Annotated in this window: 8 protein-coding genes; 2 read left to right on the top strand and 6 right to left on the bottom strand. The window is 59.2% G+C overall.

What is annotated here, in order from left to right; all coding sequences use genetic code 11:
• Positions 1–488: 488 nt before the first annotated feature.
• A complete protein-coding gene (locus tag ACOYW0_RS04475) occupies positions 489–1334 on the bottom strand; it encodes a 3-hydroxybutyryl-CoA dehydrogenase (protein ID WP_218951011.1) in 846 nt (281 codons plus the stop codon).
• 236 nt (positions 1335–1570) lie between these two features.
• A complete protein-coding gene (locus ACOYW0_RS04480; protein ID WP_482417364.1) occupies positions 1571–2857 on the bottom strand; it encodes a thiolase family protein in 1287 nt (428 codons plus the stop codon).
• A gap of 832 nt (positions 2858–3689) precedes the next feature.
• On the opposite strand from ACOYW0_RS04480, the gene ACOYW0_RS04485 reads away from it, so the two are divergent.
• Positions 3690–5093: a sigma-54 interaction domain-containing protein gene (locus tag ACOYW0_RS04485; protein ID WP_482417365.1), complete on the top strand. Its 1404-nt coding sequence runs from the start codon at positions 3690–3692 to the stop codon at positions 5091–5093.
• Positions 5094–5293: 200 nt separating this feature from the next.
• On the top strand, positions 5294–5800 hold the full coding sequence (locus tag ACOYW0_RS04490; protein WP_482417366.1) for a DUF1841 family protein: 507 nt from the start codon (positions 5294–5296) through the stop codon (positions 5798–5800).
• A 165-nt stretch (positions 5801–5965) separates the two neighbouring features.
• Here ACOYW0_RS04490 and ACOYW0_RS04495 read toward each other — a convergent pair whose 3' ends face one another.
• The 4 genes from ACOYW0_RS04495 to ACOYW0_RS04510 all read right to left on the bottom strand — a co-directional run bounded on the left by ACOYW0_RS04495 (position 5966) and on the right by ACOYW0_RS04510 (position 12677).
• Positions 5966–6259, bottom strand: a complete 294-nt coding sequence (locus ACOYW0_RS04495; RefSeq protein ID WP_482417367.1) for a hypothetical protein — start codon at positions 6257–6259, stop codon at positions 5966–5968.
• A gap of 537 nt (positions 6260–6796) precedes the next feature.
• Positions 6797–9607, bottom strand: a complete 2811-nt coding sequence (locus ACOYW0_RS04500) for a hybrid sensor histidine kinase/response regulator (protein ID WP_482417368.1) — start codon at positions 9605–9607, stop codon at positions 6797–6799.
• A 349-nt stretch (positions 9608–9956) separates the two neighbouring features.
• The gene (locus tag ACOYW0_RS04505; protein WP_482417369.1) at positions 9957–10904 is read right to left on the bottom strand and encodes a CoB--CoM heterodisulfide reductase iron-sulfur subunit B family protein; all 948 of its coding nucleotides are present in this window, start codon (positions 10902–10904) and stop codon (positions 9957–9959) included.
• A 6-nt stretch (positions 10905–10910) separates the two neighbouring features.
• Positions 10911–12677 (bottom strand): 4Fe-4S dicluster domain-containing protein, encoded by a 1767-nt coding sequence (locus ACOYW0_RS04510; protein WP_482417370.1) that lies wholly within the window; start codon positions 12675–12677, stop codon positions 10911–10913.
• Between the last annotated feature and the right edge of the window lie 401 nt (positions 12678–13078).

A 13078-nucleotide genomic window follows, 5' to 3' on the forward strand; every position in this document is an offset into this window, starting at 1 on the left:
CCCTGATTTCAGGACGAACGCCACCTCTCGGTGCATCGCCGATGCATCGCATGCGAAGGATCACTTTTTTTGTTCTGGTCTTTTCAGTCGTCCGTCTTCGGTGACGTCGGAACCGCCTCCCCACGCCCTTCCCAAAGCGTGGAGGAGAGTTTCCCCACCGGTATATATCAAGACAAAAAAAGCCCGCAGAAGGAATCGTCAGTCTTAAGTCCCTTCAGCAAGCTTCATCGCCTTTACAGCGCCACACATCGTTGTGAGCGTTACTGCTTGTAGAGAAGGTCTTTTATCACGGTTTACTCATAGAATTCAAGCCTTTTCTATGGTTACACCTCTATTTTTTCTAACAATCCATGGAGCCATGCCGCTCTTGCTCACCAAGCAAAAGGATGCCCGCCTGCAAAAGCGACACAACACGGTCCATGGTGCCTTATACGGGGGAAACCCAGCCCGCCGTACAGGCCGTCGACAGCTTGCCTATGCCCTTGCGGCTACTTGCTGTAGTCGTAAAAGCCGCGCCCGCTCTTTCGTCCCAGCCAGCCGGCACGCACATACTTCTTGAGCAGGGTGTGAGCACGGTATTTGGGATCGCCGGTTTCAACCGTCAGGACATCCATGATGGCCAGGCAGACATCCAGACCGATGAGGTCACCCAGGGCCAGGGGCCCCATGGGATGATTCGCCCCGAGCTTCATGGCGCTGTCAATGTCCTCAACGGAGGCCACGCCCTCTGCGTAGATCCCGATGGCTTCGTTGATCATTGGGATCAGGATGCGGTTCACCACAAACCCGGGGGCTTCGGCAACCTCCACCGGAGTCTTGCCGATCTTTTCGGTCACCTCCTTGATGATGGCATAGGTCTCATCGGAGGTGGTCATGCCCCGGATGATCTCCACCAGCTTCATGATGGTGGCGGGGTTGAAAAAGTGCATCCCGATCACCTTGTCGGGCCGTCCCGTGGCCGAGGCGACCTCGGTGATGGAGAGCGACGAGGTGTTGGTGGCAAAGATGGTCTCTGCCGGGCAGACCCCGTCCAACTCCTTGAAGATCGCCTTTTTGATCTCCATGTTCTCCACGGCCGCTTCCACGATGAGGCCGCAGGAGGCGGCGTCCGCGATATCCACGGAACCCGTCACCCTGGAGAGCACCTCGTCTTTGAAAGAGGCTTCGATCTTGCCCTTGGACACCAGACGATCAAGGCGCTTGGTCATGCCTGCGAGCCCTTTGGCGACGGCCTCTTCGTTGATATCCCTTAACACCACGTCAAAGTTTTTCTGTGCAAAAGCCTGAGCAATTTCTGCGCCCATGGTACCGGCGCCAATAACCATAATCTTCATAATCTCACCCAATCTAAATCGAATAATTGTGTCACCGGAAATTGAACCACCGACTGCGTTATTTCAGTGCGAACTGTCCGGGTCAGATCACGTGTTCGTAAGGCTGTGGCCCCCACCCCTTGCGTCGGGTCCCCAAAGGGACCCGTCGCTCGGAGCGGGGGGCCAAGCTTCTCCTGCCGGGCTAACCGGGGGTGCCTGCGTCAACACACCCGATCCCAACACGAACGTATGACTTGTTACGATTCAATCACCATGGCCATGCCCATGCCGCCACCGATACACATGGAGATCAGGCCCGTGGACAGACCTTCCCTCTTCATGAGGTTCATACCGGTGACCATCTGACGGGCGCCTGTGCACCCGATGGGGTGCCCGAGAGAGATCCCGCTGCCCAGCTGGTTGGGCTTTTCAATGGGGATGTTCAGCTCTCTCATGCAGGCGATGGCCTGGGAAGCAAATGCTTCGTTGAGTTCAATCATGTCAATATCGGCAATGCCCATGTTCAGGCGGCCGAGAGCCTTTCTTACGGCGGGGATGGGCCCTAAGCCCATGTACGCCGGGTCGAGGCCGCCGGAGGCAAATCCCTTGATTTTGACGATGGGGGTGAGCCCCAGTTCCTTGGCTTTCTCCTCGCTCATGACGAGGACGGCAGCCGCGCCGTCGTTGATGCCCGAGGCGTTGCCTGCGGTGACCGTGCCGTCCTTCTTGAAGGCGGGGCGCATCTTGGAGAGAACCTCCATAGACGTCTCCATGGGTCGTTCATCCACATTGAAGATGGTATCTCCTTTGCGGGACTTGATCACGATGTCGGTGATCTCGTCTTTGAAGACCCCGTCCTTGATGGCCTTGCGGGCACGGTTATGGGAGAGAAGAGCAAGCTCATCCTGCTCTTTACGGGTGATCCCGTATTTCTCCACGATATTTTCAGCAGTAATCCCCATGTGGTAGCCGTAAAAAATCTCATACAGCCCGTCAAAGACCATGAGGTCGGTCACTTCACCGACGCCGGTGAGCTCCATGCGGTGTCCCCAGCGAGCTTTGGGAAGGGCCAGGGGGGCGTTGCTCATGGACTCCATGCCGCCGGCCATGACCACATCGGCCTGACCGGTCATGATGGACTGGGCGGCAAGGGCGATGGCCTTGAGGCCTGAACCGCACACCTTGTTCAGGGAGAAGGTGGGAATCTCCTTGGGAAATCCGGCGCGAATCATGGCCTGGCGCGCAGGGTTCTGCCCCTGGGCGGCCTGGAGCACGTTACCCATGATCACTTCGTCCACCTCAACGGGAATAGCACCCTCGTCCCAGTCACACCCTTTGGCTTCCAGTTCGGTGAGCCCCTGATCCTTCAGCGCATCAGGACAACAGGCCCGCATCTCATCACTGGCAACCGGACGAAGCCCCGCCTTCTTGAACAGGTCTTTCATGACCGCGGCTCCGAGATCGGCAACCTTGACACTCTTGAGACCGGCACCGAAGGTCCCGACAGCGGAACGCGCTCCACAAACAATCACTGCGTTTTTCATAAATCTCACTTACTCCTTACATGGCACCCCACCGCTTTCGCAAAAATAAGGGGCCATCACTGGATCCGCACCGGCTGCCACCTGATGTGACGCATGCGCCCTGCTGCTTTCGCCGGCACGTGGGAGTCCGGAAAACAAAAGCGCCAGTGCACATCACCGTGTACGAATGATTCTATGCCTCGCATCCGCACGGGCCGTCCAAGGGGCCAGGGTGCGAATATCTGTCCGGGGCGCTCCGTTGCGTCCCGAACCACCCGTGCGACCTGGCCTGACAATCGGCCGGGGAGCAGCTCCTCCCCGCCGGGTACCTTCGGGGTCTTCCCCCCGGCCGGCGCACGTGCATTACAGTCCTGAGGTCAAAGCAATTGTTGTGCCATATCAGCCAAACTTCCTCCCCTCGGTCGTGTTATCAATTACTTAACGCGATTTTCCATAGAATACACGAATTCCCCGCTATCATGGGCCTGTAGCGACGGCGATACCACGTATCAACCCATCGATACCACAGGACAATCCTCACAAAGGCACCGATACACCAGTAAAATCAGCGAATTCCTGTGGTATCCTTCCCTCGCCTGTGGTAAAACCCGATGATTCTTCGAAAAACATCGTCCCCTGCCCCATGGGGGGAACCGGCGCCTCCCGAAAGGCACAACACACCGGGAACAGACGCAATACCGGGCAGTTAACCCCGCCCATGGCATCATAACAGGAAAAAGAGCTTTACACTGTATCAAAAATGCGACATATAGCATCCATGATACACCCAAAAGTGTCGTAAAAAAGATACAGATGGGATCCGGCAAGGGTCCCCACAAGGTTTGAAAGGCCTATGCAACGCGATAACGACCGAATCATTGAAGAGCTCCAGGAAGAGATCGACCACTACCAGCTGATTTTCGATTACACCTACGGTGCCACCGTGGTGGTGGACCCGGACGGCTACATCATCGACATCAACAAGCCCTATCTGGATTTCCTGGACGTGTCCTACGACGCCATCATCGGGACCCACTGCACCAAGATCCTGGGGGATTCCCGCCTGCATATCGTCGCCCAGACCGGCAAAGCCGAGATGAACCAGGTCCAGACCATCAACAACCAGCAGGTTCTGGCCCGGCGCATCCCCGTCAAACGAGACGGCAAAGTGGTGGCTGCCGTGGGGCAGGTCATCTTTGAGGACATCCGCCAGATCGCAAGCCTTGCCCGCAAGTACTCCCTTCTGGAGTCCAAGGTAAAGCACTACGAGCAGGAGCTTCGCCACCTGCGCTCCACCCGCTACTCCTTTGAGAGTATCGTGGGGGAGAGCAAGCCCATGCACCGCATTAAAAAAGAAGCCTTGACCGCCACCTCCAACAGTTTCCCAGTGCTCATCACAGGGGAGAGCGGCACCGGCAAAGAGATCTTCGCCCAGGCCATCCACCATGAGAGCAGGCGAAGCGTCCACCCTTTTATACGCATCAACTGCGCGGCCATCCCCCGGGAGCTCATGGAGTCCGAACTCTTCGGCTACGAGAAAGGGGCCTTTACCGGGGCCCGCAACGACGGCAAGCCCGGAAAATTCGAAATGGCCCACCGGGGCACCATTTTCCTTGACGAGATCGGGGAGCTTCCCCTTGAGATGCAGCCCAAGCTGCTGCGGGTCCTGGAAGAGAAAGAGTTCGAACGCGTAGGGGGCACCCGGGTGATCCGCTCGGACTTCCGGCTCATCGCCGCCACCAACCGCAACCTGGCCCAGATGGTCAGCGACGGGAGCTTCCGAAGCGATCTCTACTACCGCATCAACGTCATCCACTTGCATCTGCCCCCTTTGCGCAAGCGGCGTGAAGACATCCCCCTGCTCAGCCGCCACCTGCTGGCCATCATCGCCGACAAGGAAGGTCTCCACGGCGTGAACCTCTCGCCTGACGCTGAAAAACTCCTCTCCGGCTACACCTGGCCGGGCAACGTGCGGGAACTCTCCAACTGCCTGGAACGTGCCGTGGCTTCCATGGCAGGAAGTGCCCTCACCGAGGACGACCTGCCCTTCTGCATGCAGCAGTACAGCGAGCGTAAAGAGACCCTTCGCCACTCCTCCCTGAAAGAGGCCTTAAACGACGCGGAAAAGAACATCATCTCCGCCACCCTGCGGGAGGAAAGCTTTAATAAGGCAAAGGCCGCCCGTCGCCTGGGAATCCACCGCACCCTTCTCTACAAAAAAATCGACAAATACGGCATCATCGCCAAAAGCGCCTAAGGCCCCTCACCACCCCACGGCCCGGAGCATGGGCAGGAAACGGTGCCCGCAGGTATCCATCTTGCCTGCGGGCCGTGGACACCGGTCTCCTCCACGTGGCGACTCCCCGGTTGACACGGCTTGAGCAAACAAGGTAGCCTGCCTTTTTTACATTCGGTCTAAAACAGCCGCAAACCCGACTCCGGCAATTGAGGTGACAGATGGACACGACACAGGCAGGCACCGAGGATTTCCAACCCTCGCGGGAAGAGATGTGCGCCCTCTGGGCGCTGGTCAAAGACGAGAGGCTCGATGAACTCACCGGCATGAAACGCTTCTATGCCGACATCATCCGGGATCACGAAGCAATGTTCGCCAAGGAGGTGGACGGGGTGGATCACCCCGAGACCCATGAGTACCAACCGGGCCAGGGCGTGAACCCCTACCTTCACATCCTCCTCCACGGCCTTGTTCAGGTCCAGGTGGTCCGCAAGGACCCGTTGGAAATCGTTGCGTTCACCAACGCCATGAAAAAGCAGGGGCTGGACTCCCATACCATCCAACACCTCTTGTGCGCCGTCTTCTTCCCCCTGATCCTGGAAGGCAAAAGCCAGGGCGGAGAACCGGACATGAAAAAATACAGCCGGCTGCTGAAAAAATACAAAACCAAGACGCCGGAAAAAATCCACGCGGACCTGAACAGGGAATTCGTCCAGACCGTGTCCTGACCGATAAAAAAAAGCCCCGCCTCCCTTGCAGCGGGCGGCGGGCCGATCTTCATATCACAAGCCGTCTTTCATCGTCTCCCCCGTTCAAGGGGCATGGGGCCGGGGGCCTTCCTCGGGTCCGCGGGCCTTTTTTCATCCTTGCCGTAAAACCAACCGTCTCACAGGTCAGCTGGTAAAGATCACCCCCACGCTGTATGCGGGGTTCTCCCGAGTGGTCTGACTCATGGGCCTGCTCCACACGACCTTGGCGTTCTGCATCTGTGGGGCCTTTCGGTTGGTTGACCGAATCACCAGGGGCGTCTCGGGAAGGTAGGGGCAGGTGCTCCGAAAGCAGAGCCCCCTGTCCGTGCAGTCCAGAAGATCGGCATCCATGTAGTCACCGGCCGGGGGCCTGGAGTACTGAATCGTTCCTGGAATGTGCATGCGTTTGTTGTGCCTCTCATCCGTGAAGACATTCATACAACACCTCCGTCCTCCTCATAGAAAAGGCAGGTATACCGGACAGCAAGGGGAGTCGCCGTCAGTGGGGACCGTCTTCGCCCGCAACCTCTGCGGGCCGGGCTTAACGCTGCAGACCGTATCCATCACACCTGTACTCCATGCATAACGGCCGAATGCAGGGATTTTTCATCCGTCGCATCATCTGCCGTGGTCACCTTATCCCGAGTGGGCGTAAGGGTCCCCGCCGTGTTCGACGTGCATGGGAAGTCGCATGGGGTGCGACATCATGATAGGAGCGCATGGGAAACGCGCACACGCAGGGTCAAGGGATCATCGTGGGGGACCTGCCGGAAAAAACAAAGCCAGGGGAAAACCGTCATATGTAACGTAAGTGAATCAGGCGGGATCAAACCCATAGAAAAAGGGGATGTGTCTGTCCTGTCGCACACCTGCCTCTATGGAAGAAAGTATACCATACCCCAACCGGGGCCACAAAAGATTCTTCGATTTTTTCAGTACCTTGAAACCGACCCGTGGGTCGAGCGTTCCCAGGTATCAGAGCCCGTCCACGGCCTCCCGAACCCCCAGAAAAGCCTCCTCCAGGGCATCCACCCCCGCAAGGGCCTCGGCTTCATGGCCCGTCTTCAGGACAAACTCCAGCTCCCGGGCCATGGCGAACAGAAAGGTGGCGGAGATGTTGGACGACGCCCCCTTGATGGCATGCACTTCATGGGCGGCCCGGGAGTAATCCCCGATGCTGACCATGGCACGGATCTCCACCAGACGGTCGGTGTAGAGGGCCACGAACTTCTCCACGATGGAGCGATAGATCTCATGGCTGCCGCCGATACGCTCAACCCCCTCTTCGACATTCAGGACCGGCAGGGAACCCGTGTCCCCGGAAGTCCCGGAAGCCTTTTGAGGCGTGGGGTCATAGGACGAGACGGCCTCGTGCACCGCATCACCGGAGGCACGGTTCATGTGCAGGGAGAGAACCTCCATCAACCGCTCCCGGTCGATGGGCTTGGGAATGTAATCGTCCATGCCCGCCTCCAGGCACGCTTCACGGTCCCCCTCCATGGCATGGGCGGTCATGGCGATGATGGGCACCCGTGTAAACTTAAGCTCGTTGCGGATGATCCGCGTGGCCTCCATGCCGTCAAGCTGGGGCATCTGCATGTCCATGAGGATGGCGTCGTAGGTCTTCTCCTTGACCCGTTCGATGGCCTGGAGGCCGTTTTCGGCGATCTCCACACGGATACCGGAAAAGGTGAGGATCTCGGTGGCCACCATCTGGTTGATGCGGTTGTCCTCCACCAAAAGGACCGTGGCCCCTTCCACCCCACCGAAGTGACCGGAAAGGCCAGACGACTCGGCAAAGGAGAGGTTGCGTGAGACCACGGCCTCCCCAAAGGTCTCCATGATGGCGTCAAACAGGGTGGAAGGCCTCAGGGGCTTGGTCACCACCCGGTCGATGCCGTACCGGATTTTTCCGTCAAGGCTGGCCCCGACACTGAAGGCATCGAGGAGAATCACCCGGGGACGCCTGCCTTCCTGGCGGGCCAGGGTCCGGGCCAGGGCCACCCCATCCGTATCGGGCAGGTTCATGTCCACGATGAGAAGGTCGATACCGTGGGTGCCCCCCAGTCGACTGAGGGTCTCCTCGCCGGTCTCACAGCTCTCCACCCCGAACCCGAAGGAGCCCAGCATCCGCTCCAGCACCCCTTTCAAGGTCATGTTGCCTTCGGCCACCAGCACCTGCATGGTCTGAAGGTGGCTCGGCATGTCAAAGGAGGATGCCGCGGGCGCGGACGTATCCCGGGCCATGGGAGCCGTAAAGGCAAAGGAGCTGCCCTCCCCCGGGGTACTGGCGACCTCAATGCTTCCCCCCATCATCTCCACGAGGCGCTTGCAGATGGCCAGCCCCAGGCCCGTGCCCCCGTACTTCCGGGTGGTGGAGCCATCTGCCTGGGCAAAGGCGTCGAAGAGGACCGCGCTGGTCCCTGCGTCCAGGCCGATGCCCGTGTCGGCCACCTCAAACATCAGGGTCACCTCCGTCTCGCTCTCCCGGGTCACGGTGATGCGCAGGGTGATCTCCCCTTCTTCGGTGAACTTCACGGCGTTGCTGGTGAGGTTCACCAATACCTGCTGAAGACGAAGGGGATCCCCCACCAGACGCTCGGGAAGCCCTTCACCGATGTCGATGATGAACTCGAGCCCCTTTTCATTGATCTGGTCCAGGAACATGGAAGAAATGTTCTCCACCAGGCTGCTGATATCAAAGGGAGTGGCTTCAAGGTCCAGCTTGCCCGCCTCGATCTTGGACAGGTCGAGGATGTCGTTGATGATTCCCAAAAGCGAGCGGGCCGAGGTGCGGATGATATCCAGGTACTCACGCCGCTGGTCCCGGGTGATCTCTTCGTTCAGCGCCAGGTCGCTCATGCCGATGATGGCGTTCATGGGGGTCCGTATCTCATGGCTCATGTTGGCCAGGAACTCGGTCTTCACCCGGGCGGACTGGTCTGCCGCCTCCTTGGCCTGGGAGAGCTCGTCGTTCATGCGAACCAGCTCCCGGGTCCTGGCGTCCACCCGGAGCTCAAGCTCGCCGTGGATCTCCCGGAGTTCCCGGGCCACCTTTTTCCGTTCCTCGATCTCGGCGCGAAGGTTTTTGTTGATGGTGGCCAGCTGGGCGGTGCGCTCCTGGACCCGGTGCTCCAGCTCCAGATTGGCCTGACGCGCCTTCCATCGTTCGTTTTCAAGCTGACAGGAGATGCAGAAATTCTTGCGGTTGAAGTACTCGAACATGTAGCTGGAGGCCATCCCCACGACATTGGCGGTGACGAAAAAAAAGTTGTTGTTGATCACCACTTTGACCGGGACATCCGAAAAGAAGAGGGCGGCTGCCGTGTACAGCCCCGTGAGGAACCAGCAGGAGAGGCTGGCCCAGAAAAACGAAAGGCGGCCGAAGCCGTAACCGAACATGAACACCAGGATCAAGCCGGGGAAGTAGGTGTACCCCACCGGGGAAGGGGCCCGGATCAGCATCATGATGATTCCCGTGCCCCCGGTCAGGAGAACCGCCACCAGGAGCGGCTGCTGAATGCGTGCAAAAAGCCGGGTAAAGGAGACACAGAGCACCAGCACCACCACCGGCAGAAAAAACGCAAACCGGATCATGAGAAACGTCGGCAGCAGCTCCGGCACCTGCACCACATCCATAAACCCGAAGAGGATATAGAAGATGGCGGCAAGGACCAGGACAATGCGAACCTGCCAGATGTACTTCTCGTGATCCCTGGCCAGGTAAGCCTCTTCAAGCTGGGCGTCCTCGCCGGAAAATGTAAGGGTAATGGGATTTACTTTCATGCAGCCACTGTTTTAGCTGAATTCCGGAAGGCACCGGAACCCCGGGAGAACAACCAGTTTCATAAAAGCGTGCGAAGGCACCGACCCATGAACATTGACCATCCCAGGCAACCCGGCCACACCTCCGCCGGACACGAAAAAGAAACGATGGGAACATCGGAAAATCACTCACGCGTCCGCAGTTCTGCCCATGGCGTGGTCAGACGCCTGCCCGTCACGCGGTACGCGGCAGCAAAGCCCGTTCACAGGAGGTGTGTTGACATGCAGACCCCGGAAGGATCCGCCTGCCCTGCGGACGCTGATCAAAGAAAACTTACCTGAAAAGGTATGGCATATGAGACAGGTTATTTCAAGAGAGATCGATCATTCGGGTATCCCCGGTATGCCCTCTGCCACCCCGTCCCACCGGGATACGGCCGTTACCCGGTATGGCCATTGAAGGCACCCTCGACCCGTGACATGCCCGGGCCAGGCTCAGGCTTTCATCGGCAGCCATGCCCAGCGTTTCCGGGGACAGCCCCATGGCCAGCCCCAGCAGCTGGGGATAGACCACCGGACGGGGCAGCCCCTCTTCCGCGTCGGCCGCTCCGGCAAACTGCAGGTGGCAATACGGGCACCCCGTGGCCACGAGTTCACCCTTCGCCTCACCGATGGCCCGGAGCTTGTTCACCGTCATTTTTATGGAGAGAGCCGAGTTGATCCCGTTGAGGGGGGCGCCGCAACAGTCGTACTTCCTCGCGTAATCGACGCTCTCCATGCCGATGGCCTTGACAAGCAGATCAAAAAACTCCGGCACACCGGTTTCGTTGAACTCATTGATGTTGCTCGGCCTCAGCAGGTGGCACCCGTACTGAACCCCTGCCCGTACCCCGGTGAGGGGAGCAACCACCCGCCGGCGAATGGCATCCAGCCCCACCTCGTGGCGCAAAAAGGAGAGAAGGTGAGAAACGCGCACCACGCCCCGATAGACCAGCCCCTCACGCCGCAAAATGGCGTTTACCTCGTCCCTTAAGCGCAGGTCCTGATTCAAGGCGTTCTGGGCATGCTTGAAGCTGCCGTAGCAGCACTTGCACATCACCAGGATATCGCGTCCCGCCTTCTCCGCCAGGGCCAGGTTCCGTGCCGAGGACAACAGGTAGATCTCCCTGTCGGTGTTGCGAAGCGGGTACCCGCAGCAGTTGAACCCCGCAGAGTCGGTATAGTCCACACCAAAGGCATCCAGGACCGCTGTGGTGGCGTCCCGGTATTCGGGCAGGCGTGAAGGGATGGTGCATCCCGAAAAAAGTGCATAGCCCATGATTTTCTATCTCCTCAAACCCGAGCGATGGCCCGACGCAAGGGACCGGCCCTCGCCGGTTCGCCGGTAGGCCCGGTTTTTCAATTCATAAAAAAGGTCCGTCACGCAAACCCCTTGGGGACACGACTCCTGGCACTCGTAACAGGTGAGGCAATTCCAGAGCATGGGCGCCCCTTCGGCCATCTCCTCCTCCCCGAGTTTCAAGGCCTGCACCACCTGGTGAGGCAACAACCCCAGCTCCTTGCGGGGGTCTGCCACCGCACCGGCCACAGGGCAGACGCTGGAGCAGCCCCCGCACTGAAAGCAGGCGTCAATACCAAAGGAGGCCAGGGACCGGTCTGCGGGCTGTCCCCCCACACGGATCACCCGGGCCGGGTTCGCAAGGTCCTCAAATCGCCCGGCAAGGCGCTTTTTGGTCGGTTCAAGCTGTTGGCTGTCCACCCCGCCCTCTTCCATGCAGGAGCCAAAGGCAAGGGGAGAGAGAAACATGGGGTCGCCCTTGCCCGCGTGGAGCAGGTCCCCTTTCATGTGCTGCCAGAGACTCGGCAGATCAATGCCTGCGGTGCAGACCCGACCGCAGTTGCCGCAGTCCGTACAGAGGGTCACCCCCTGCCGTGCCCGGTCAAACTCCTCCCCGGAGAGCTCTCTGTGCCCGGCCCGCCCCTTGAAAAAGGCAAGTTTCTCAGAAGGGAGCACCAGAGGGTTGCCCGTGATCTCATAGGCCGGGCGCACCGAGCAGTACTGGCTGCAGGTGCCGCACCGGGTGCAGGCATCCAGGGCCAGGGCCCGCCGGATGGCAAGGGCCTCTTTGCCGCCCTTTTTTCCGGTGACGGCGTTGACGATAAGCGCCATGGGCGTGGAAAACATATGGAACATCTTTCCGTAGGGAATCCATGCCAGAAAGAGCACGCAGCTTACGTAATGAACCCACCAGAAAAAAGTCACGGCTCCGGCCCGGTCCAGGCGAACGGCCGTTTCCGTGCCGAGGCCCGTGGCCAGGGGATAACCGGCCACCGCCCACCGGGAGTCTGCATGGCACTCCATGCAGCTCTCTTCGTGAATGGCCTGCCCTCGCTCAAGCTGCAAGGGATCCGGGTAGGCCCTGTGCCCGGGGACAGCCACACCGAACTCTTTCTCCCAATAGGCCTCAAGGGCGGCAATGTCCTGCTCATCGTCCAGCATGCCGTACTCATCCACCATCTCCCCGAACACGGTGTGGGACGAGATCTTCACTGCCTCAAGGAGCATCCCTGAAACAACGATACCAGCAAGAATTGCGATGGCACCGTAATCCATGCCGTTTGAGACCAACCCCTTGCGGCGCATCATCACCCGGCGTCCCACGGCCATGGCAAGCCCTGCCAGCACCAGGAGCCCGAAGGCATCCCGCAGGAAAAAATAGGGGTTCACCGTGGCATAATAGTCCGGAAAAAAGCGCTCACTGACGGCCTCTTCAAAGCCGTGCATCAGGGTCAGCCCCATAAACCCGACAAAAATGAGCATGTGCATGGACCACCGGTACCCATCGGCCTTGAGGACTTGCAGCTGCATCACCCCGTGCCTGAGGCACTGCCAGATCACCTGGAGCAGAACCCGCCCCCTCCTGAGCCCGCCGACACCCCTGGCAAAAGTCTTGAGGCGCGCAAACGGCCCCGAGCCATCGTCCCTTGCCCGTGAAAGGAACCAGACATCACGGGTAAACCAGGCCGAGACCCGGTGCATGCAGCCCAGGGTAAAAAGCCCCACGGAGAGATAAAGCATCCATGTGTCCATAAAGCGTCCTTTTCGTCTGCGGGTTATCGTAAATACGCCCTAGGGCCATTGCCTTCAACCAGCCCTCGGGCTCCGAGGGGAGAATTGTACGGAGCCATCCTCCCAAAGGCATTGACGAGAGCCTATGCAAGCATGGTGCCACCCGCCCACACATCCAACAAACACCATAAGAAAACAAACCCTTAAAATCACACACCCCATCAATTCACCTCAGCACTGATCGGAAAAAGTCTCGAAAAAAGGACCCGTCCCAGGTCCCCCGGCAGACAGGAAACCATGCCAGACCTTCCGGGAGTCACGGGGCTGGGCCGGGTTGATTTGCCCCTGGGGCACACCCAAGGCCCGGGATAGGGATTCCGGCTGATTTTTTATGCGCGCATGCGTATTGCCTTTGGAGGCTC

The organism is Desulfoluna sp. HI9BLuna (genome assembly GCF_056829775.1).

Excerpts from the sequence above, each read along its gene's own strand:
- ACOYW0_RS04495 (WP_482417367.1), bottom strand. The coding sequence starts at position 6,259 with ATGAATGTCTTCACGGATGAGAGGCACAACAAACGCATGCACATTCCA.
- ACOYW0_RS04480 (WP_482417364.1), bottom strand. The coding sequence starts at position 2,857 with ATGAAAAACGCAGTGATTGTTTGTGGAGCGCGTTCCGCTGTCGGGACC.
- ACOYW0_RS04475 (WP_218951011.1), bottom strand. The coding sequence starts at position 1,334 with ATGAAGATTATGGTTATTGGCGCCGGTACCATGGGCGCAGAAATTGCT.
- ACOYW0_RS04485 (WP_482417365.1), top strand. The coding sequence starts at position 3,690 with ATGCAACGCGATAACGACCGAATCATTGAAGAGCTCCAGGAAGAGATC.
- ACOYW0_RS04505 (WP_482417369.1), bottom strand. The coding sequence starts at position 10,904 with ATGGGCTATGCACTTTTTTCGGGATGCACCATCCCTTCACGCCTGCCC.
- ACOYW0_RS04500 (WP_482417368.1), bottom strand. The coding sequence starts at position 9,607 with ATGAAAGTAAATCCCATTACCCTTACATTTTCCGGCGAGGACGCCCAG.
- ACOYW0_RS04490 (WP_482417366.1), top strand. The coding sequence starts at position 5,294 with ATGGACACGACACAGGCAGGCACCGAGGATTTCCAACCCTCGCGGGAA.
- ACOYW0_RS04510 (WP_482417370.1), bottom strand. The coding sequence starts at position 12,677 with ATGGACACATGGATGCTTTATCTCTCCGTGGGGCTTTTTACCCTGGGC.